Origin of the sequence: Cribrihabitans neustonicus, from assembly GCF_048820895.1 — a bacterium.
In the GTDB taxonomy this organism is placed as follows: Bacteria; Pseudomonadota; Alphaproteobacteria; order Rhodobacterales; family Rhodobacteraceae; genus Cribrihabitans_A; species Cribrihabitans_A neustonicus.
The window spans coordinates 1-19,362 of record NZ_JBMERQ010000007.1; the positions used below are offsets into that span (position 1 = coordinate 1).

The window sequence follows — 19,362 nt, forward strand, 5'->3', positions numbered from 1 at the left end:
ACAGCATGGTCGACCGCTGACGGTCTTCTACGCAACGATGCAGAATGCTGCTGGCAGGTGTCTCGCTGACACCAAGGCACACAGAATACAGTATAAAGACGGTCACAAAGCCGAGGATACTGCCCTGTAATGCCAATGCGACTTGAACGCCTGCCAGGCAGGCAAAAGTCGCCGCAAGCGTCATCGCGTGCTGCCGCTTGAAGATCTGGCTGACGTACGGAGACAGGGATGCGCCGAAAGCGATGGAAAAGAAGTAGGTAGCGGTCAGTGCGCCAATGACGCTATTTGCGTAGCCCTCGTCCAGCATTGGCTTTGCGCGGGTTGGCCAGATCACTTCGACCGGGTTGGTTGCCACCAAGAAAAATGCCAGCGCTGCTAGAAGTATTGACAGAGTGGGATGTTTAAGAGCCAAAAGGCTCGCGTCCTTTATCACCGTTGGGACATTAGCGAAGCCGTGGATGAGAGCAGTGACGTTCATCGGACGCGGTTTTTCGACAATGGCCAACTTCGTGAAAACAAACACGCCCAGCATCACACCAAAGCTTGCTGCATAGGATACATCGTAGATGCTGAAGCCGATGCTTTCCGCGACCGAGCCCAAAATATCGGGCAGAAGACCTCCGAGGACCGCGCCAATGGCCAACCCTGCGGCATTGGCCCATTGCGCTTTGGCCAGCGCGGGCTGGATATCCACATTTGGCGCGGCTGCCTTGAAAGTTTCGACAAACCACGCATCAAGCGTCCCTGACCTAAGCGCACGTCCAAAACCGATGAACGCAAAAGAAAGTGCGAGAACGCAGAAATCGCTGGTTGAGAGAAAGAGCGCGAGCGAAATCAAACTGGCGACGACTGCTGTCAGAAAGACCGGCTTGCGTCCGATACTGTCTGCCAACCCGCCGAAAGGCAGCTCCATCGCCATGGTCGTGAGCGAGTAAACCCCGAAGAGAAGCGAGATTTGAAAGAGGTCCATGCCCCGGTCGGTTAACGCCAGAGCAACAACGGCAACCGTCAAACCCATCGCAAAACGATCAAGAAACTGGTGTATCTGAAACACCCGAATGTGCCATCGTGCCGAACCGGTTAGCGCTGCGAAGGAAAACTCTGTTTCAGTTGCCATGTTTGCAACATCGGCGTTTCTGCCACCCCGCACAATACCTTTGGCGAGCCGGAATCTATCCCGCTGCATCAAAGCGGACGTCAGAATAACAGCAGCGAAAGCCCGTTTTGTCCCGTAAAGCGCCCCCCCCCCTCCGGCACGCGCAGCGTGCGCGGCCCAACGGGTGAGGGGCATCCTTCGGATGTCCGGAGCCGGGCGGGAGCCGCGCGCTCTTGCGTGCCCTGCCCCGCCTCAGGCGCGGATGCGCCAGCCGGTCTTGAAGATCCACCAGATCACTGCAACGCAGGCGAGGGTGAAGCCGCCGATGGCGCCGAGACTCAGAAGCACCGGCACGTCGGCCTGGCCGAAGAACGACCAGCGGAAGCCCGAGACCAGGTAAACCACGGGGTTAAAGAGAGAAATCGTCTGCCAGACCGGCGGCAGCATGGTCACGGAATAAAACGCGCCGCCGAGGAACACCAGCGGTGTCACCACCAGAAGCGGGACCAGCTGCAGCTGCTCGAAATTGCCCGCCCAAATGCCGATGATGAAGCCCATCAGCGAAAAACTGATACAGGTGAGCAGCAGGAAGGCCACCATCGCAAACGGGTGCTGCACCGGCAGATCGACAAACAGCGACGCGGTGCAGAGGATCACCACCCCGATGAACAGGGCCTTGGTCGCCGCCGCCCCGGCAAAGCCCGCGACCACCTCCAGAAAATTGATGGGCGCCGAGAGGATCTCGTAGATGTTGCCGATGAACTTGGGGAAGTAGATCCCGAAGGAGGCGTTCGAAATGGCCTGCGTGATCACCGAGAGCATCACCAGCCCGGGCACGATGAAGGCGCCGTATTCCACGCCCTCGACCTCCTGAATGCGGCTGCCGATGGCGCTGCCGAAGACCACGAAGTAGAGCGAGGTGGAGAGCACCGGCGAAATAAAGCTCTGCAGGAAGGTGCGCCAGAAACGCGCCATCTCGGCCTTGTAGATGGTGGCAACCGCGGTCCAGTTCATGCGGCGTCTCCCTTGGCTGCGGTCTCCGGTTCGGAATTTTTGGACACCAGGCCGACGAAGATGTCCTCGAGGCTCGACTGCCGCGTCTGCACATCCGCCAGCACCAGCCCGGCACCGGCCACATCGTTCAGAAGCTTGGTGATGCCGGTGCGCTCGGCCCGGGTGTCGTAGGTATAGAGCAGCGTATCGCCGCCATTGACAAGCTGGAGCTTGTGCGGCGCCAGGGCCTCCGGGATATTGGTGATCGGTTCGCTCAGCTGCACTTCGAGCTCCTTCCGGCCCATGCGCGCCATCAGCTGCTCCTTCTGCTCCACCAGCAGCAGCTCGCCCCCGTTGATCACGCCGATGCGCTCGGCGATGGCCTCTGCCTCCTCGATGTAATGAGTGGTGAGGATGATGGTGACGCCGCTTGCCTTCAGCTCCTCGACGACCTGCCACATGTCCTTGCGCAGCTCCACGTCGACGCCCGCGGTGGGCTCGTCGAGGAACAGGATGCGCGGGTCATGCGCCAGCGCCTTGGCAATCAGCACTCGCCGCTTCATGCCGCCCGAGAGCTCCATGATCTTGGCGCCGCGCTTCTCCCAGAGCGACAGCTTGCGCAGGATATCCTCGATCCGGGCAGGATCGGCCGGTTTGCCGAACAGCCCGCGCGAGAAGCTCACCGTGTCCAGCACCTTGGCAAAGGGCTCCAGCGTGATCTCCTGCGGCACCAGCCCGATCAGGCTGCGGGCGGCGCGGAAGTCGTGCACGTTGTCGTGGCCGCCGACGGTGACACTGCCCGAGGTGGCGGTGGTGATGCCGCAGACGGTGGAGATCAGCGTTGTCTTGCCCGCGCCGTTGGGACCGAGCAGCGCCAGGATTTCGCCGTCCTCGATGTCGAGCGAAACACCCTTCAACGCCTCGAAGCCGCCGTCATAGACCTTGCGCAGGTCGCGGATGGAAAGGATCGCTGCCATGCTGCCTCCGGTATGCATTGCTTTGCCGGCCAAACTAGGGGCTTCGGCGCGGCTGCGCCAGCCCGGGCGCGCGAAAGGCGGCGCAGAAAGGGGTGTGCGCCAATGCAGGGGAAACCGCAGCAGGGGCGGTGCTCAGCCGCGGCCGGTCACCTTGCTGAACCAGCCCTTCCTTTCCCCCGCGGCGTCATCCGAAGCTGCGCCCGTCTCCTCTGCCGCCGAAGGGTCTTCCGCCGCCCCGGGTGCCAGATGCGCCTGCAGGTTGGCGAAGAACTGGTCCGCCGTCTTCTTGGCGAAGCCGTCGATGATGCGGCTGCCGAGCTGGGCGAGCTTGCCGCCGACCTTGGCCTCGACGTCATAGGACAGGAGCGTGCCGGCCTCCGACGGGGTGAGCGTGACCACCGCTCCGCCCTTGGCAAAACCCGCGGCCCCGCCCTTGCCCTCGCCGCTGATGGTGAGCTTTTCGTTCTCCACCATGTCCGAGAGGCTGACCTGCCCCTTGAAGGTGGCTTTGACCGGGCCGACCTTCTGGGTCACGGTGGCCTCGAACCCCTCTTCCGGCGTGCCGGAGACGGATTGCGCGCCGGGCACGCAGGCCTGCAGCACCTCCGGGTCCAGCAGCGCGGCATAGACGGTGGCGGGATCGGCGGCGATGTCTTTCTGGTCGCTCATCTGCATAGCGGGGCCTCCCTGGCGCTGTGATCGCTTCTTCTTCCAGACCTATCCGCAGCGCAGGGTTCTGCCAAGCCGGCTGGTGCGGGCACGCGCATTTATCTTGACGTCAAGATTTTTTCGATTTATCTCGATATCAAGACATTAAAGGAGCACGTAATGAAGATCATTCTTTTCGGAGCCACCGGGGATGCGGGCCGCGCCGCGCTAGATGCCGCCACCCGGCGCGGGCATCAGGTCACGGCGGTTGCACGGCGCCCCGGGGCGGCCACGCCGCAGGTCACGCCGCTGGCGCTCGACCTTCTGGCCGAGCCCGAGGCGGCCGCGCGGGCGGCACTGGGCCATGACATCGTGGTCAGCACCCTGCGGCCGCCGGCCGGGCGGGAGCCGGATCTGGTGCCGCTGACGCGCGCGGCGCTCGATGCGGCCCGCGCGGCCGGCATTCCTGCCCTGATCACCGGAGGTGCGGCAACGCTGAAGCTGGCGGATGGCAGCGGCCACACGGTGCTGAGCGCCCCGGGTTTCCTGCCGGATGAGGTCCGCCCGATCGCCGAAGCCTGCGCCGCGCAGGACGCGCTCCTCGCGTCGGAGACCGGGGTGCAATGGACCTGCCTGCGCCCGCCCGCGATGCTGTTCCACGGGCCCGCCACCGGAGATTTCCGCTTTGGCACCGATACGCTGGTGACGGATGAGACCGGCGCCTCGCAGATCTCCTTCGCCGATTTCGGCGCCGCGCTTATCAGCTTGGCAGAAAACCCCCAGCGCCGCGGGCAGCGTCTCACCGTCGGGTGGGGCACCGCGGCAACCGCTCCGGCGGCAAGCTGAGGCTGGCGCAAAGCCGCGCTGGAAGATGGGTATTTACGGTCAGAAAGTGGCACTCGCGTTTTGCCTGCATTCGGGCGCGCCACTTTCCGGCCTGAAGGACCCCGGGGTGAATTGGCTGCGAGGCCAAGAGGGGCTGGCCCCTCCCCTCCGGTCAGCGACCCGGAATCTCCTTGTTAGCGGTCCAGTCGAAACTGCCCGTGTCGCGCTCCTGCACCGCCTGTTTCCAGCCGGCCTGCTCGGCGCGGGTCTTGAAGTTGATGCCTTCGGGAGAGTGGCGGGTGATGCCGTCGAAGATCGTCGCGAGGCGCTGGGTCTGCATCAGGCCGGTCTGTTCGATCGCCTGGTTGATCACCAGCTTCTGCATCGCGAGCTGGTTGACGGGGACCGTTGCCATGCGCGCCGCGAGCGCCTCCACCGCGTCGTCAAGATCGCCTGCGGGCACCGCTTTCAACACCAGCCCCATCTCCGCAGCCTCCTTCCCGGTGATGCGGTCGCCGGTGAAGAGCATGCGTTTCGCGCGCTCGGCCCCCAGCCGGTAGACCCACATCGCCGTGGTCGGGCAGCCCCAGACACGGGCCGGCATGTAGCCGATCTCGGCATCTTCGGCCATGATGGTGAGGTCGGCGCAGAGCGCAATGTCGGAGCCGCCCGCGACCGCGAAGCCGTGCACCTTGCAGATCACCGGTTTCACCGCGCGCCAAAGCGACATAAAGGCCTGGGTGTTCTCCCACATGAAGCGGTAGTCCTGGATCGGATCCCAGGGCATCGCCTGGGTGGCGGCGCCGCTGCCGTTGCCCTCTGCGTAGTAGGTGAGGTCATAGCCCGCGCAGAAGCCCTTGCCTGCGCCCGCGAGCACCATCACATGCACTTCCGGGTCGGCATCGGCCCTTGCCACCGCCGCCGCCAGGCCGCCCGGCAGCGCATCGTCGATGGCGTTCATCACTTCGGGCCGGTTCAGCGTGATCCGCGCGATCCGCCCGTCTTTTTCGTATAGTACCGTGGACATGGTTTCCTCCCTCTTTTGACGTTGAGGAAACCACGCGGGGCTTCGGGCCGGAAGCGCCGTGACGCTGCGTCAGTATCCGGCACGCAGCGTCGCCCGGCGCCTAGTAGGGCAGGCCCACGTAGTTTTCCGCCAGCGATGCCTGCGCCGCCTCCGAGGAAAACAGATAGTCCAGGTCCGCGCGCTGCAGCCTGAGGTCGGTCTCGCTCTGGCCCGGAAAGCGGTGCAGCAGGCTGGTCATCCACCAGCTGAAGCGTTCCGCCTTCCAGACCCGGGAGAGCGCCTTCTGCGAGTAGCTCTCGAGGCCCGTGCTGTCGCCCTTGAGGTAGTGGTCCAGGAAGCCGTGGTAGAGATAGTGGATGTCGGAGGCCGCCGAGTTCAACCCCTTGGCGCCGGTGGGCGGCACGATGTGGGCGGCGTCGCCCGCGAGGAACAGGTTGCCGTAGCGCATCGGCTCGGCCACGAAACTGCGCAGGGGCGCGATGGACTTCTCGATCGAGGGGCCGGTTTGCAAGCGGCCTGCCACTTCTTCCGGCAGGCGGCGTTTCAGCTCGGCCCAGAACGCCTCGTCGGACCAGTCCTCGGCGCGGTCGGTGGCGGGCACCTGGAGGTAGTAGCGGCTGAGCACCCGGCTGCGCAGCGAGCAGAGCGCGAAGCCGCGTTCGTGGCGGGCGTAGATCAGCTCGTCCGCGACGGGCGGGGTTTCCGACAGCACGCCGAGCCAGCCGAAGGGGTAGACCTTCTCGTACTCGGTGAGCACGTCCGCGGGGATCGACTTGCGGCTCACGCCGTGGAAGCCGTCGGCGCCGACGACGAAGTCGCAGTCGGCGCGGTGGTCCTCCCCGTCCTGCTGCCAGGTGACATAAGGCCGGCCGCTGGTGAGGGCGTGGGGCTGCACATCGGCGGCCCCATGCACCACCTGTCCGCCCATCGCGTCCCGGGCCGCGTAGAGGTCGCGGGTCACCTCGGTCTGGCCGTAGACCATCACCGTCTGCCCGTCCGCGTGGGCGGCGAGGTCGATGCGGTCCATCCGGCCCTGGTGGGCGATGTAGAAGCCCGAGTGCACCTCGCCCTCGGCATCCATGCGGGTGCCGCAGCCGGCTTCGCGCATCAGCTCGGCAAAACCATGCTCCAGGACGCCCGCGCGGATACGGCCGAGCACGTACTCGCGGCTGCGCTTCTCCAGCACGATGGTCGCGATCCCCTTGCGGTGCAGTAGCTGGGACAGCAGGAGGCCGGAAGGGCCGCCGCCGATGATGACGACCTGTGTCTGATGGGTGGGCATGGGGTGGCTCCGCATTCTGTGGCAGGTGGAATTATGCACCGGGGCTGCATCATTGCGAATGGACCGAGCGTGCAACTTCTTGTAGATTTCGCACATGATCGCCCCGCCCAGCATCGACAGCTACAACCTGTTTGGCGAAACCGCCGAACTGGCCGATGTGCTGCATGCGGAGACGATCAGGGCGCGTTCGGAGCTGCACGATTGGGAGCTGAAGCCGCACCGGCATGCCCGCCTGCACCAGATCCTGGTGCTGACCGGCGGCGGCGGGGTGGCGGAACTTGACGGAAACGCCCATACGCTTACGCCGCCGTGCCTGGTGAACGTGCCGCATGGGGTGGTGCATGGCTTCCGCTTTGGCAGCGGCACGGCGGGCTGGGTTTTCACCCTGCCGTGTGAGCTGCTGGACCAGAGCCTGGCGGCGGGCGAAGGCGTGCGCGGGCCGCTGGAGCTGCCGCGCGTGCTGCCGCTGCCGAAGGAGATGCCGGTCCTGGCGCGGATGGCCTTTCAGGAACACGGCAGCGCTGGCTTTGGCCGGGCGCAGGCCTTGCGCGGGCTGGCGGCGGCAATGCTCGCACAGGCGGCGCGGGCGATAGCAGCGGCGCAGGAGGACAGCCCGCAAGGCCGCGGCAACCCGCTGTTTGCCCGTTTCGAGGCGCTGGTGGAGCGCGGCTTCCGCAGCCGCCGCGCTGTGGCGGATTACGCCCGCGAACTTGGCGTCTCACCCACCCACCTGAACCGGATCGCGCATCAGGCGGCCGGGCAGCCGGCCTCCGCGCTGATCGCGGCGCGGGTGCTGCGCGAGGCGCGGCGGCTCTTGATCTACACCAACCTCACCGCGGCGCAGGTGGCCTATGAGCTGGGCTTCACCGATCCCGCCCATTTCAGCCGGGTCTTTGCCCGCGGCACCGGAATGCCGCCACGGAAATTCCGCCAGCAGCTTGCGCAAGCGGGCTGAGGCCGGAACACTCCCTTTTGACCGGCCGCAGGGCCGCGTGTTGCACGGAGGGGAGGCCGCGCATGCTGGAAGGGATCCGCATTCTGGAGGTGGAGGGGCTGGGGCCTGCGCCCTTTGCCGCGATGACGCTGGCCGATATGGGCGCCGAGGTGATCTGCGTGCACCGCAAGGGCGGCGCGGGGACGCCGGGGATGCCGGAGCGCTCGCTGCTGGATCGCGGCAAACGGTCGATCGAGCTGGACTTGAAGGAAGCGCGGGACGTGGAGGTATTTCTCAAGCTCGCGGCGCGCGCCGACGGGCTGATCGAGGGCTTTCGGCCCGGCGTGATGGAGCGGCTGGGGATCGGCCCCGGGCCCTGCCACGCGGTGAACCCCGCGCTGGTCTACGGCCGGATGACCGGCTGGGGCCAGGACAGCCCGCTGGCCGACCGGGCCGGGCATGACCTCAACTATATCGCGCTGTCGGGCGCGCTCTGGTATGCGTCCTGCCCCGGCGACGTGCCGCAGACGCCTGCAACGCTGGTCGGCGATATCGGCGGCGGCGCGATGTATCTGGTGGCGGGGATGCTGGCGGGGCTGCTGCGCGCCAGGGCCAGCGGCCAGGGCACGGTGGTGGATGCGGCGATCCATGACGGCTCGGCGCATATGATGAACCTGTTGATGAGCATCCGGCAGGGCGGCCAATTCGCCACCGAGCGCGGCCAGAGCCTGCTCGACGGGCCTCATTGGAGCCGGACCTATGCTTGTGCCGACGGCGGCCACATCACGGTGCAATGCCTGGAGCCGAAGTTCTACACCGAGTTCCTGGAACGGATGGGGCTGGCGGAAGATGCGCAGTTCCAGCGCCAGTTCGACAAGAGCCTCTGGCCGGTGCTGACCGGGCGGCTTGCCGGGATCTTTGCCACCCGCCCGCGCGATCACTGGGCGGCGCTGTTCCAGGGTTCGGACGCCTGTGTCGCGCCGGCCCTGAGCCCGGAGGAAGCCCAGGCCCATGAGATGAACATCCGCGGCACCTGGGTGGAGGCAGAGGGCGCGCTGCAGGCCGCCCCTGCCCCGCGGTTTGCAGGCCAGCCGGACTGGACCCCGCCCGCACCCCCCGCGCGCGGCGCGCACACCGCAGAAATCCTTGCGGAGCTGGGCCTGTCCGGGGGATGAGCGCCGCCCGCGGCAGGCGGCCAAGCCGCTTCAAAGCGGCTTGCGCCCGTAGCGGCGGTCAGTCTTTTTTCTCTGCCTTGGCCTTTGCGGCGGCGGCCTTCATCCGCTCCAGGAGCGCGCTCTTGTCGTCCTGCTTGCCAAAGGGGTTCTTTTCGGTGCCCTTGGCGTTGTGTTCGGCGTGACGAGGTTTGTTCTTGCCCATCTTGGGTGCTCCAGACTTACCGTAATCCACCGTTCAAATCCTCTCTCGCGGCGCGTGTTGCTGCGCTGATGCCCCAATTCCCCGGCCAAGACAAGCTGCCGCAGCGTGCTTGCCATCAGCCCGCGGGGCGGCGGACCAGGATCTCGTTCGGGTAGGCCTCGCCGCCGATGCGGAAATGGGTGCGGCCGGTGATCTCGAAGCCTTGGCGCTGGTAGAAACGGATGGCGGAGAGGTTTTCGGCGTTGGTGGTGAGCCAGGGCGACGCTGCGCCCCAGTCCGCCGCAACCTGCAAGCCGCTATCCAGCAGCGCCCGGCCCAAGCCGCGCCCGTGGTGGCGGGGCTGCACGTAGAGGGTGGCGATCTCCACCGCCGAGCCCGGACCTTCCGGCGGGCGCGGGCCATTGGTGAGGCGGATGTAGCCGTCGATGCCCTCGGCATTCTGCGAGACGATGAGCCGCTCGTTGCCATCCCGCATCAGAGCGCGGAAGTGCTCCGCGGTGTAGGTCTCCAGCACGTACTCCGCAAAGAAGCTGCTGACGCCGCGGCGCAGGTAGGTGCCGAGCCAGACCTCGACCGACAGCGCCGCAAGCGCCGCCGCGTCGCCGGGTTCTGCGGCGCGCAAGCCAAGTTGAGGGGCGGCCTCAGCCGCCACGGACCGTGTCGATCATCAGCTGCACGTTGTCCGGGTCGGCATCGGGCGTGATCCCGTGGCCGAGGTTGAAGATATGCGCGCCGTTGCGGAACGCCGCGACGATGCGGCGGGTGTCGTCCACCAGATCCTGCCCGCCGGTCACCATGTGGCGCGAGGCGAGGTTGCCCTGCACGCAGCCGTCCACCTGCACATGCGCCGCCGCCCATTCCGGGTCCACCGAATTGTCGAGCGCTACGCAGTCCACGCCGGTTGCCTTGGCAAAGCCCACGTATTTCTCCCCGGCCTCGCGCGGGAAGCCGATGACGGGGATGCCCGGATGGCGGGCCTTCAGGGCCTGGGTGATCTGGCGGCAGGGTTCGAGCGCGTATTTCTCGAAATCTGCGCCTTTCAGGGAACCGGCCCAGCTGTCGAAGATCTTCACCACCTCGGCGCCCGCCTCGATCTGTTTCGAGAGGTATTCGATGGTGGCCTCGGTGATGCGGGCGAGCAGCGCCTCGAACAGGGCAGTATTCTCCTCGCGCAGCGCGTGGGCCGGGCCCTGGTCCGGCGTGCCGCGGCCCGCGATCATGTAGGTCGCCACGGTCCAGGGCGCGCCGGCAAAGCCAATGAGCGTGGTCTCCGACGGCAGTTCGCGCGACAGGATGCGCACAGTCTCGTAGATCGGGTTCAGCGTCTCGTGGATGTCCTCGACCGGGCCGAGCTTGGCAAAATCCGCCTCGGTGGTGATGGTGGAGAGCCGCGGGCCCTCGCCGGTCACGAACCACAGATCCGCGCCCAGCGCCTGCGGCACCAGCAGGATGTCGGCAAACAGGATCGCGGCGTCAAAGCCGTAGCGGCGGATCGGCTGCAGGGTGACCTCGGCGGCCAGATCGGGGTTGTAGCAGAGCGACAGGAAATCGCCGGCCTCGGCCCTTGTGGCGCGGTATTCCGGCAGGTAGCGGCCCGCCTGGCGCATCATCCAGATCGGCGGCACGTCCTGTTTCTCGCCTGCCAATGCACGCAGCAGCTTCTTCTGTCCGGCCATGTCTATCCTCTTTGTCGCGTCTGCCTCAGGTCAGGGCTGGGGGCGCGATTGTCAAGGGCCGGCCGCGGCGCGGGCATAACGGCATAATGACGCGACGGTGCCTTCGCAGAGCCTCTGCGGCGCAAAACCGGTTTCCTCTTTTGTGCATTTTGCTCTAGGGATTGGCGCATGACACACGCCCTGCCCTCCCCCGCTTCGCCCCTGAAGATCGGCACCCGCGGATCGCCGCTGGCGCTGGCCCAGGCTCACGAGACCCGCGACCGACTGGCCGCCGCCCACGGGCTGCCGCAGGAGGCCTTCGAGATCGTGGTGATCAAGACCAGCGGCGACAACCAGGCGCTGATCGCGGCCGACAAGCCCCTGAAGGAGCTCGGCGGCAAGGGGCTGTTCACCAAGGAAATCGAGGAAGCGCTGCTGGCGGGCGGCATCGACATCGCGGTGCATTCGATGAAGGACATGCCGGTGGCGCAGCCCGCGGGGCTGGCGCTCGACACCTATCTGCCGCGCGAGGACGTGCGAGATGCCTTCATTTCCCCCGCGGGCGGCGCGCTGGCGGACCTCGCTGCGGGCGCGGTGGTCGGCACTTCCTCGCTGCGGCGGCGGGCGCAGCTGCTGCATCGCCGCCCGGACCTGAAGGTGGTGGAGTTCCGCGGCAACGTGCAGACCCGGCTGCGGAAGCTGGCGGAGGGCGTGGCGGAAGGCACCTTCCTTGCCATGGCGGGGCTGAACCGGCTGGCAATGGCGGATGTGCCGAAGTCCCCGATCGCGCCCGAAGACATGCTGCCCGCCGTGGCGCAGGGCGCCATCGGCATCGAGCGGCGCGAAAGCGACAGTGCCGCCGCGGCGCTCCTGGAAGCGATCCACGATGCGGTGACCGGCCAGCGGCTGGCGGCGGAGCGCGCCTTCCTCGCCGCCCTCGACGGCTCCTGCGAGACGCCGATTGCGGGCCTTGCCGAACTCGACGGCACCACCCTGCGCCTGCGCGGCGAGGTGCTGCGGCCGGATGGATCGGAAGCGATCAGCGATGACCAAAGCTGCCCGGTGGAAGACGGCGCGGCGCTCGGCCGGGAAATGGCCGTGAGGCTCCTGGAGCGGGCGGGCGAAGGCTTCTTCGACTGGCACGGCTGAACAGGTTTTCTGGGAGGCTCTGCCTCGCGCTCCGGGATATTTGAGGCAAGAGGAAGACACTCGATTGTGTGTTCTTCCTCTTGCCTGAAAATATCCTGGGGGAGGCGCCCCTTGGGGCGGCGGGGGCAAAGCCCCCTTTTTTCTACTGCCTTTCCGCCACCATCACCCCCGGCCGCGACCAGGCGAGCCAGCTTGCCGGGCTGCCGCGGAAGGCGTTGAGGTCGACGTCGCCCGCCACGCCGGGAACGCGGCCGGTGCCGGAATACTGCCAGAAGCTCCATTCCTTGCCGGGGTAGACCTCGCGCGGGTGGCCTGCAACCGAGCGCAGCCAGAACTCGGTGCCGCCGAGCCGGCCGATGCCGGTGTCGCGGTAGAAATCCACCGTCGTGTAGACCACCGGGCGGCGGCCGTAGTGGCGTTCCAGGATGTCGAGGAACTTCTTGGCCTCCGCCCGGACCGTCGCGCCGGAGGGGCGTTTGGTGCAGGTCTTGGACATGTGGTTCCACTCCATGTCCAGAACCGGCGGCAGCGCGCGGGGGTCGCGCGGCACGTGCTTGATGAACCAGCGCGCCTGCTCAGCCGCGGGGCGGCAGAAGTAGTAATAATGATAGGCGCCGCGCGGCAGCCCGGCGCGGCGGGCGCCGCGCCAGTGGTCCTCGAAACGCGGGTCTGTATGGTCGCCGCCTTCGGTCGCCTTGATGTAGGCAAAGGAGACCCCGGCGCGGCGCACCTGATGCCAGTCGACATCGCCCTGGTAACGGGAGACGTCGATGCCATGCACCGGATAAGACCAGGGCGTGCGGCCCTGCCAGTCATGCGGGTCGCTGTCGCCGAAGCGGGGATATGTGCTGAGCCGCTCGAGCCCGGGTGGCGCCGCGCGATCGACCGTGCCGGGCGGCGCCCCTGTCTCCGGCGGCCGGGCACAACCGGCTGCGATGAGAGTTGCAAGTAGAGATAGAACCAGCCTGCGCATAAGAATGCCCCCTGCCTCACCAAGAAAAGATACTGCTCGCCGTTTGGGCTTGTTGCGGAGGAGTGTAGCGCAGGTTGTGACGAAATCCTTCCCCTTTTTCTGCGCGAGAGCGGGTCATCAGCCCGTGAATGCAAAACGCGCCGCGGGGGCTGCGGCGCGTTCAGGATCGGGGCGGGCTGGAGGCAGGGGTGCTTAAACCCATTTGGCCAGCGGCGGAAGGCTCATCAGCACCGCGTTGGCGTCGTGGCCGGTTTCCAGCCCGAACTTGGTCCCGCGGTCGTAGACCAGGTTGTATTCCGCATAAAGCCCGCGGTGGACCAGCTGGGCGTCCTTGTCGGCTTCGCTGAAGGGCTGCACCCGGCGCTTCTCCACCAGCGGCAAATAGGCCGGCAGGAAGGCGCGGCCGATGTCCCGGGTGAGAGCGAAATCCGCCTCCCAGCCGCCAGTGTTTCGGTCGTCCATAAAGATGCCGCCGACGCCGCGGGCGCGGCCGCGGTGCGGGATGAAGAAATATTCATCGGCCCAGGCCTTCAGCTCGGGGTAAAGCTCCTCCCCGTGCGGGTCGAGGTGCTGCTTCTGGACGCCGTGGAAGTGGGCCGTATCCTCGGCATATTCGATGCAGGGGTTGAGGTCCGAGCCGCCGCCGAACCACCAGGCGTGCGGAGTCCAGAACATGCGGGTGTTCATGTGCACGGCCGGCACATGCGGGTTGCGCATGTGGGCGACCAGCGAGATGCCCGAGGCCCAGAACCGCGGGTCCTCCGCCATCCCAGGGAGGCCCTTGCGCGCGGCCATCGCTCCTTGCGCGCGGGCGCCGAGCGTGCCGTAGACCTCGGAGATGTTGACGCCGACCTTCTCGAACACGCGGCCGCCGCGCATCACGCTCATCAGCCCGCCGCCCGCGTCGGAACCGTCCTCCGCGCTGCGGCGGGTCTCGGTCACCTCGAAACGGCCCGGCTCCAGTTCGGCGAAAGGTCCTTCGGTGTGGCTCTGCTCCAGCGCCTCGAAGGCGGCAACGATCTCGTCGCGCAACTGGCGGAACCAGGCAGCGGCGCGGGCTTTCTCGGGGCGCATCTCGGCGGTCATGGCGGGCATTCCTTAGTCAGTGCACGGCCGCGGCGACCGGGTCGAGCAGCGTGCGGCCGCCGTCCAGCGTCAGCACCTGGCCGGTCATGAAGCCGGAGGCGTCCGAGGCCAGATATTGCGCGGTCTCGGTCAGTTCGTTCGGGGACGCGATGCGGCCCAGCGGCGTGTGGGTTTCGATGTCCTGGCGGTAGCTGCGGTTGTCCTTGAGCGTCGACTGCATCGAGGCGCTCATCACCGAACCGAAGGCGATGGAATTCACCCGGATCCGGTGCGGCGCCAGCGCGACTGACAGTGAGCGGGTAACCTGGTCCAGCGCCGCGGTGGAGACGGAATAGGCCATCAGCTCGGGGTGCGTGCGCCGGGCGGCGATGGAGGAGAGGTTAATGATGCAGCCGCGCGGTCCGTTCTCGTCGTCGTCCTCGCCCTGTTTGATCATCCGCCGCGCGACTTGCTGTGACAGGCGCACAGTGGGCAGCAGGCTCTGGTTCAAAAGCTGTTCGAGGGAGGTGTCATCGGGGTCGAGCGGATCGGTCGGCACCATCTGGCGGGCACCATTTACCAGGATGTCGACCCCGTCGAAGGCGTCGATGGTGGCCGACAGGAGGTTCGCAATGGTCAGCCGCTCGCGCAGGTCTCCCGCAAAATATCGGATGTTGCTTTCCTCGGCCTGCTCGCCCAGTTCGTCCGCGAGGGTGTTTTCGTGCATGTCGGCAAACATCACGTTGGCGCCCGCCGCGGCAAACTGCTTGCCGATCGCAAGCCCGATGCCGCTGGAGGCGCCGGTCACGATGGCGGTCTTGCCGGAGATCGAAAAGGACATGAAGGCCACTCCCTCAGAGCTGTTCCGCCGGCACGTTAGACCGGCGCCTGCGGTTTGACAAACCGCACGTAGGCCGCGGGCTCAGCCGCGGCGGCGTTTGGGTTTTGCCGCGTGCAGCACCTTGAAGCGGTTGTCGCCCGCGGTCTCGCTGACCTGGGCAAAGCTGGCCGCCAGCGCGGCCTCGTAAGGCAAGTGGCGGTTGGCCACCATCCACAGGCTGCCGGAGGGCGCCAGCATCTGCGCCGCGGCCGCGATGAAGGCCTGGCCAAGGGCGGGTTCCGCCGCGCGGCCGCTGTGGAACGGCGGGTTCATCACCACGGTGTTGACGGGCCCAGGCACGCGCCAGCTGCGGGCGTCGGCCCAGTGGAAGCTGGCGCGGGGGTCGGTGACGTTGAGTTTCGCGCAGTCCAAAGCGGTGGCGTCGGCCTCGACCAGGTGCAGCGCCTCGACACCGGCGCGCTGGAGAATGGCATGGGAGAGGTAGCCCCAGCCCGCACCGAGATCCGCGACGGTGGCGCCCAGCTTCTGCGGCAGCGCCTCCGCCAGCAGCCGCGAGGCCGGGTCGATGCCGTCGGCGGAGAACACGCCCGGCGCGGTGGTGAAACCTTCCACATCAAGCGGCGCGCCCGGCAGCCAGTCCGAAAGCTCCGTGCCGCCCTCGATCCAGAACACCTTGCCATGCGCCTTCGACACTGGCGCGGAGGGCGCGGTGCGCTTGCGCAGGTCCTTCAGCACCGAATCGATGCCTTCGGTCTTGGCGCCGTCGATCAGCACAGGCCCGGACGTGGCGGCCGCGGCCTGCGCGATCAGCATCCGCGCCAGCGCTTTGGCGCGCGGCAGGAACACGACCGCGGCAGCGGCCCCGGTGCCGTCTTCCCACGCCGCGCGGCAGTCATAGCCGAGGGCCGCGAAATGGTCGTGGTCCGGGCGGAAGGGCTGGACGATCAGCACCCGCTCCTTCGGCAGTGCCGACAGATCGTGGTCAGCGCGCGGGTGGAACACCGCAATGGTGCCGTCTTCCGGCACGGCAAAACCGCCCAGCTCGATGGCCAGTGGCAGGCGAACAGACATGGCGGGGCCCCTTTTAGTCTTCTTTTTCCATCGTGCATTGTAGCGGGTGCTGGTGGCGGCGGGCGAAATCCATCACTTGGCCGACCTTGGTCTCCGCCACCTCGTGGCTGAAGACGCCGACCACCGCAACGCCCTTCTTGTGCACTGTCAGCATCACCTCGAAGGCCTGCGCGTGGGTCATCCCGAAGAAGCGCTCAAGCACCATGACGACAAATTCCATCGGCGTGTAATCGTCGTTCAGAAGCAGGACCTTGTACCGCGGCGGACGTTTGGTCTTGGGCCGGGTCTTGGTCATGACACCAAATTCGGTGTCATCCTCTGAATGGTCCGACATCATCACGGGCGGCAGCGGCATGGGCAATTGGGTCCAATCTTCGGTGGAAATTCCTGTCCCGCTTATATAGCCTGTCTGCCCCGCAGTAAAAGAGATTGAGACCCCGCAATTGGCCCGTAAATTGACAACAATCGGCTTCGATGCCGACGATACGCTCTGGCACAATGAACGGTTCTTCCGCGTGACGCAGGACCGGTTTGCCGAATTGCTGATGGATCACACTCCCGACGACACCGGCGCGGAGCAGCTGGAGCGGCGGCTGCTGGATGCCGAGAAGCGCAACCTCGGCCGCTATGGCTACGGGGTGAAGGGGTTCACGCTGTCGATGATCGAGACCGCGATCGAAGTGACGGAGGGCCGGGTGCCGGGCAGCGTGATCCAGGAGCTGATCGAGGCCGGGCAGATGATGCTCTCCTATCCGATCGAACTGCTGCCGCACGCGCGCCAAGCGGTGGAGGCGGTCGCGGACAGCCACCGGGTGGTGCTGGTGACCAAGGGCGACCTCCTTGATCAGGAGCGCAAGCTGGCACAGTCGGGGCTGGGCGATCTGTTCGACGGGGTGGAGATCGTCTCGGAGAAGACGCCGGAGGTCTACACCCGCATCTTCGCCCGGCACGGCGACGGGGCGGAGCGGGCGATGATGGTGGGCAACTCCATGCGCTCGGACGTGGTGCCGGTGGTGGAGGCCGGCGGCTGGGGCACCTATGTCCCGCACGGGCTGATCTGGGAGGTGGAACACGCCGAAGCGCCGGAGAAGAGCCCGCGCTATCACGAGATCGCCGATCTCGGCGGCCTGGCAGCGCTGGTCGAGCAGATCGGCTGATGCCGGGGCAAGAGAGGCCGAAGCGGGGCTGGCCCGGCTGAGCACGGCGGCCAGGGAGTTCGGGATTCTGCTTTCCCAGAGCCTGCGCGGACACCCGCCGCCCATCTTTTTTCGTTAACACTTCCTTAGGATTTGCCGCATGTAGCGGGTCGCTCCTCCCTACCCCCAAGATGCCGGCACTTCCGCCGTTTTTCGCCACAAATCCCCATGATCGGACGGTTTATTTTCGCCTCGCGGATGTGTTAGGTTTCCGTGAACAGGCAGAAGTCAGCCGGACAACCGGCGGCATGAGGCAGACATGGCAGAAATCGCGCAGGCCGGGCATGTTTGGCCGGCAGTTCCCCGGTGCAACCGGACCCCTTCCCTGACCCCGTTTCAGGCGCGCTTCCGGGCCCTTTTGCGGAGTAATTCCCTGTGGGCCGCAGCGGGGCTCGTTCTTCTGATTCTGGCGCTGGCACTGCAGCCGCAACGGGCCGCCGCCGCCCCTTATGCGGCGATGGTGGTTGATGCGCGCACCAACGAGGTGCTGCATTCGCGCAATGCCGACACGCGCTTGCACCCGGCCTCGCTGACCAAGATGATGACGCTCTACATCGCGTTCGAGGCGGTACGCAACGGCGAGATCTCGCTCGACGACAAGGTCACGATCAGCCGTAATGCCGCCGCCGAGCCGCCCTCGAAACTGGGGCTGCGCTCGGGGCAGAAGATTGCCTTCCGCTACCTGATTCGCGCCGCTGCAGTGAAATCGGCAAATGACGCCGCCACCGCCATCGGCGAAACGCTGTCGGGCTCGGAAGCCGCCTTTGCGCGCCGGATGAACCGCACCGCCAAGGCGCTGGGGATGAGCCGGACCACCTTCAAGAATGCCCACGGGCTGACCGCGAGCGGGCATCTGTCGACCGCGCGCGACATGACCACGCTGGGCCGCCACCTGCTTTACGACTATCCCGAATATTACAACCTGTTCTCGCGCCGCTCGACCGATGCTGGCGTGCGCCATGTGCCCAACACCAACCGGCGGCTGCTGGCCGCCTACAGCGGCGCCGACGGCATCAAGACCGGCTACACGCGGGCGGCAGGCTTCAACCTGGTCGCTTCGGCCAAGCGCGGCCAGGAGCGCATCATCGCCACGGTATTCGGCGGCAAGTCCACCGCGGCGCGCAATGCCAAGGTGGCGGAGCTCCTTGATCTCGGCTTCCGCCGCGCCCCCACCCGTGCGGCGCTGCGCCGTCCGGAGCGCCCGGCCTACCAGGGCAGCGGCGCCGTGGTGGTGGCCGAAGTGGGCGAAACTCACGGCGTGGCGGGCAAGACCGTCCGGGTGAATGGCCAGGTCGTTGCCAGCCTGCGGCCGAAGCTGCGCCCCGGCAGCAGCGCAGATCCGGTGGTGGTGGTCGCGGCGCTGGAAGAGGCGCTGCAGGTGCCCGCCGAAGAGGGTTCAGAGGCCGTGGCAGAGGCCGCGGATGCCGTGGACACGGCGGAAGACGATGCCGGCACCTTGGAAGCGGTGCAGACCGTGAGCGCCGATGGCGCCCAAACCAAGGGGGAGATTCTGCGCAGCAGCATCAGCGCCGCCCTGGCCGAGGCAGTGCCGGCCGCAGAGGTCGCGCCCGCCGCGGCCGCTCCCGCGATGGCAGCCGCAGCCTCCGCCGCGCCCTTCACCGGCCTGCGCCCGGTGGCGCGCCCGGCCTCGCTGGCGCTGGCGGCCAAGCCCGCGGAGCCGGAGCCGGTGGTGGTCACGCGGCTCTCCACCTCGGGCGGACGGCACTGGGGAATCAATGTCGGCCTCTACACCAGCCGCTATCAGGCCGAGAAGGTGCTCCTGCGCACCGCCATGTCAGAACTGGAGACGCTGGACGGCTCGCTGCGCAAGGTGGCCAGAACAAACCGCGGGTTCGAGGCGAATTTCCTGGGCATGACCCAGGAGAGCGCCGAGCTCGCCTGCCGCCGCCTGAACGCCCGCAACGTGACCTGCGAGCCGATCGGCCCGTCCTGAGGGCGGGCTTTCGGGACCGGCGCTGGAGGCTTGCTCAGGCTGGGGCGATCTGAACGGGCGGTGCTGGCAGTTCATCGCCGCCAAGTCCGTGAACACCTTCAAGAGACCGGCCTGACGCCGCGCTGGCGAGAGTTGCCGCCGAGGCATCCGAGCCTGCACGCTCCCAGCGCGTGCCCCCTCCGAAGCGTAAAGAGAAGCCGCGAATCGCCGGCGCGCGCGGGGGCGATCCGAACCGTTCTGGCTGGCAGTTTATCCCGGCCAAGTCCGTAGATCCTCTCGAGGGCACCGCCCAGCCCAAG

At 66.9% G+C, this 19,362-nt stretch carries 19 protein-coding genes and 1 pseudogene; 6 read left to right on the forward strand and 14 right to left on the reverse strand.

Annotated elements, in window-relative coordinates:
• The 4 genes from ACOHWE_RS14485 to ACOHWE_RS14500 all read right to left on the reverse strand — a co-directional run.
• The coding region (locus tag ACOHWE_RS14485) for an MFS transporter (RefSeq protein ID WP_420667386.1) at positions 1-1,117 on the reverse strand (1,117 nt) is incomplete at its 3' end.
• A 231-nt stretch (positions 1,118-1,348) separates the two neighbouring features.
• Positions 1,349-2,110 carry an ABC transporter permease gene (locus ACOHWE_RS14490; protein ID WP_420667387.1) on the reverse strand — a complete coding sequence of 254 codons (762 nt, stop codon included), beginning with the start codon at positions 2,108-2,110 and terminating at the stop codon, positions 1,349-1,351.
• Positions 2,107-3,066 (reverse strand): ABC transporter ATP-binding protein, encoded by a 960-nt coding sequence (locus ACOHWE_RS14495; RefSeq protein ID WP_420667388.1) that lies wholly within the window; start codon positions 3,064-3,066, stop codon positions 2,107-2,109. The genes ACOHWE_RS14490 and ACOHWE_RS14495 overlap by 4 nt, the downstream gene beginning before the upstream one ends.
• Positions 3,067-3,198: 132 nt before the next feature.
• A complete protein-coding gene (locus ACOHWE_RS14500) occupies positions 3,199-3,741 on the reverse strand; it encodes an SRPBCC family protein (RefSeq protein ID WP_420667389.1) in 543 nt (180 codons plus the stop codon).
• 153 nt (positions 3,742-3,894) lie between these two features.
• Here ACOHWE_RS14500 and ACOHWE_RS14505 point away from each other — a divergent pair, with 153 nt between their 5' ends.
• Positions 3,895-4,560 carry an NAD(P)-dependent oxidoreductase gene (locus ACOHWE_RS14505; protein ID WP_420667390.1) on the forward strand — a complete coding sequence of 222 codons (666 nt, stop codon included), beginning with the start codon at positions 3,895-3,897 and terminating at the stop codon, positions 4,558-4,560.
• A 151-nt stretch (positions 4,561-4,711) separates the two neighbouring features.
• Here ACOHWE_RS14505 and ACOHWE_RS14510 read toward each other — a convergent pair.
• Both ACOHWE_RS14510 and pobA read right to left on the reverse strand, forming a co-directional pair.
• A pseudogene (locus ACOHWE_RS14510) lies at positions 4,712-5,575 on the reverse strand (crotonase/enoyl-CoA hydratase family protein); the annotation flags it as partial.
• Positions 5,576-5,666: 91 nt separating this feature from the next.
• A complete protein-coding gene (pobA, locus tag ACOHWE_RS14515) occupies positions 5,667-6,848 on the reverse strand; it encodes a 4-hydroxybenzoate 3-monooxygenase (protein WP_420667392.1) in 1,182 nt (393 codons plus the stop codon).
• A gap of 94 nt (positions 6,849-6,942) precedes the next feature.
• Here pobA and ACOHWE_RS14520 point away from each other — a divergent pair, with 94 nt between their 5' ends.
• Both ACOHWE_RS14520 and ACOHWE_RS14525 read left to right on the forward strand, forming a co-directional pair.
• A complete protein-coding gene (locus ACOHWE_RS14520; RefSeq protein WP_420667394.1) occupies positions 6,943-7,803 on the forward strand; it encodes a helix-turn-helix domain-containing protein in 861 nt (286 codons plus the stop codon).
• A 62-nt stretch (positions 7,804-7,865) separates the two neighbouring features.
• Positions 7,866-8,957, forward strand: coding sequence for a CaiB/BaiF CoA transferase family protein (locus tag ACOHWE_RS14525; protein WP_420667396.1), 1,092 nt, complete (start codon positions 7,866-7,868; stop codon positions 8,955-8,957).
• 58 nt (positions 8,958-9,015) lie between these two features.
• On the opposite strand, the gene ACOHWE_RS14530 is transcribed toward ACOHWE_RS14525, so the two are convergent.
• The 3 genes from ACOHWE_RS14530 to hemE form a co-directional block, all read right to left on the reverse strand.
• Positions 9,016-9,159, reverse strand: a complete 144-nt coding sequence (locus tag ACOHWE_RS14530) for a hypothetical protein (protein ID WP_420667397.1) — start codon at positions 9,157-9,159, stop codon at positions 9,016-9,018.
• 115 nt (positions 9,160-9,274) lie between these two features.
• Positions 9,275-9,781, reverse strand: coding sequence for a GNAT family N-acetyltransferase (locus tag ACOHWE_RS14535; protein WP_420667399.1), 507 nt, complete (start codon positions 9,779-9,781; stop codon positions 9,275-9,277).
• Positions 9,782-9,800: 19 nt separating this feature from the next.
• Positions 9,801-10,835: a uroporphyrinogen decarboxylase gene (gene hemE / locus ACOHWE_RS14540; protein WP_420667401.1), complete on the reverse strand. Its 1,035-nt coding sequence runs from the start codon at positions 10,833-10,835 to the stop codon at positions 9,801-9,803.
• Between the two features lie 168 nt (positions 10,836-11,003).
• Between hemE and hemC the strand changes: the two genes are divergently transcribed.
• On the forward strand, positions 11,004-11,963 hold the full coding sequence (gene hemC / locus ACOHWE_RS14545) for a hydroxymethylbilane synthase (protein WP_420667403.1): 960 nt from the start codon (positions 11,004-11,006) through the stop codon (positions 11,961-11,963).
• Positions 11,964-12,105: 142 nt separating this feature from the next.
• Here the strand turns inward: hemC and ACOHWE_RS14550 are convergent, their stop codons facing one another.
• The 5 genes from ACOHWE_RS14550 to clpS form a co-directional block, all read right to left on the reverse strand.
• On the reverse strand, positions 12,106-12,936 hold the full coding sequence (locus ACOHWE_RS14550; protein WP_420667405.1) for a glycoside hydrolase family 25 protein: 831 nt from the start codon (positions 12,934-12,936) through the stop codon (positions 12,106-12,108).
• A gap of 192 nt (positions 12,937-13,128) precedes the next feature.
• Positions 13,129-14,022 carry an oxygen-dependent coproporphyrinogen oxidase gene (hemF, locus tag ACOHWE_RS14555; protein ID WP_420667406.1) on the reverse strand — a complete coding sequence of 298 codons (894 nt, stop codon included), beginning with the start codon at positions 14,020-14,022 and terminating at the stop codon, positions 13,129-13,131.
• Between the two features lie 16 nt (positions 14,023-14,038).
• Positions 14,039-14,842, reverse strand: coding sequence for an SDR family NAD(P)-dependent oxidoreductase (locus tag ACOHWE_RS14560; RefSeq protein ID WP_420667408.1), 804 nt, complete (start codon positions 14,840-14,842; stop codon positions 14,039-14,041).
• A gap of 81 nt (positions 14,843-14,923) precedes the next feature.
• On the reverse strand, positions 14,924-15,913 hold the full coding sequence (locus ACOHWE_RS14565) for a class I SAM-dependent methyltransferase (RefSeq protein WP_420667409.1): 990 nt from the start codon (positions 15,911-15,913) through the stop codon (positions 14,924-14,926).
• 13 nt (positions 15,914-15,926) lie between these two features.
• Entirely contained in the window at positions 15,927-16,268 is a 342-nt protein-coding gene (clpS, locus tag ACOHWE_RS14570) for an ATP-dependent Clp protease adapter ClpS (protein WP_420667410.1), read from the reverse strand.
• A gap of 88 nt (positions 16,269-16,356) precedes the next feature.
• On the opposite strand from clpS, the gene ACOHWE_RS14575 reads away from it, so the two are divergent.
• Complete coding sequence (locus ACOHWE_RS14575) at positions 16,357-17,070, forward strand: HAD family hydrolase (RefSeq protein WP_420667411.1); 714 nt, start codon at positions 16,357-16,359, stop codon at positions 17,068-17,070.
• Between the two features lie 298 nt (positions 17,071-17,368).
• A complete protein-coding gene (locus ACOHWE_RS14580) occupies positions 17,369-19,063 on the forward strand; it encodes a serine hydrolase (protein ID WP_475682159.1) in 1,695 nt (564 codons plus the stop codon).
• Positions 19,064-19,362: the final 299 nt, after the last annotated feature.

What these genes read in the sequence shown, in the direction of transcription:
- ACOHWE_RS14490 (WP_420667387.1), bottom strand. Translation starts at nt 2,110, where the DNA reads ATGAACTGGACCGCGGTTGCCACCATCTACAAGGCCGAGATGGCGCGT.
- ACOHWE_RS14495 (WP_420667388.1), bottom strand. Translation starts at nt 3,066, where the DNA reads ATGGCAGCGATCCTTTCCATCCGCGACCTGCGCAAGGTCTATGACGGC.
- ACOHWE_RS14500 (WP_420667389.1), bottom strand. Translation starts at nt 3,741, where the DNA reads ATGCAGATGAGCGACCAGAAAGACATCGCCGCCGATCCCGCCACCGTC.
- ACOHWE_RS14505 (WP_420667390.1), top strand. Translation starts at nt 3,895, where the DNA reads ATGAAGATCATTCTTTTCGGAGCCACCGGGGATGCGGGCCGCGCCGCG.
- pobA (WP_420667392.1), bottom strand. Translation starts at nt 6,848, where the DNA reads ATGCCCACCCATCAGACACAGGTCGTCATCATCGGCGGCGGCCCTTCC.
- ACOHWE_RS14520 (WP_420667394.1), top strand. Translation starts at nt 6,943, where the DNA reads ATGATCGCCCCGCCCAGCATCGACAGCTACAACCTGTTTGGCGAAACC.
- ACOHWE_RS14525 (WP_420667396.1), top strand. Translation starts at nt 7,866, where the DNA reads ATGCTGGAAGGGATCCGCATTCTGGAGGTGGAGGGGCTGGGGCCTGCG.
- ACOHWE_RS14530 (WP_420667397.1), bottom strand. Translation starts at nt 9,159, where the DNA reads ATGGGCAAGAACAAACCTCGTCACGCCGAACACAACGCCAAGGGCACC.
- hemE (WP_420667401.1), bottom strand. Translation starts at nt 10,835, where the DNA reads ATGGCCGGACAGAAGAAGCTGCTGCGTGCATTGGCAGGCGAGAAACAG.
- hemC (WP_420667403.1), top strand. Translation starts at nt 11,004, where the DNA reads ATGACACACGCCCTGCCCTCCCCCGCTTCGCCCCTGAAGATCGGCACC.
- ACOHWE_RS14550 (WP_420667405.1), bottom strand. Translation starts at nt 12,936, where the DNA reads ATGCGCAGGCTGGTTCTATCTCTACTTGCAACTCTCATCGCAGCCGGT.
- hemF (WP_420667406.1), bottom strand. Translation starts at nt 14,022, where the DNA reads ATGACCGCCGAGATGCGCCCCGAGAAAGCCCGCGCCGCTGCCTGGTTC.
- ACOHWE_RS14560 (WP_420667408.1), bottom strand. Translation starts at nt 14,842, where the DNA reads ATGTCCTTTTCGATCTCCGGCAAGACCGCCATCGTGACCGGCGCCTCC.
- ACOHWE_RS14565 (WP_420667409.1), bottom strand. Translation starts at nt 15,913, where the DNA reads ATGTCTGTTCGCCTGCCACTGGCCATCGAGCTGGGCGGTTTTGCCGTG.
- clpS (WP_420667410.1), bottom strand. Translation starts at nt 16,268, where the DNA reads ATGCCGCTGCCGCCCGTGATGATGTCGGACCATTCAGAGGATGACACC.
- ACOHWE_RS14580 (WP_475682159.1), top strand. Translation starts at nt 17,369, where the DNA reads ATGGCAGAAATCGCGCAGGCCGGGCATGTTTGGCCGGCAGTTCCCCGG.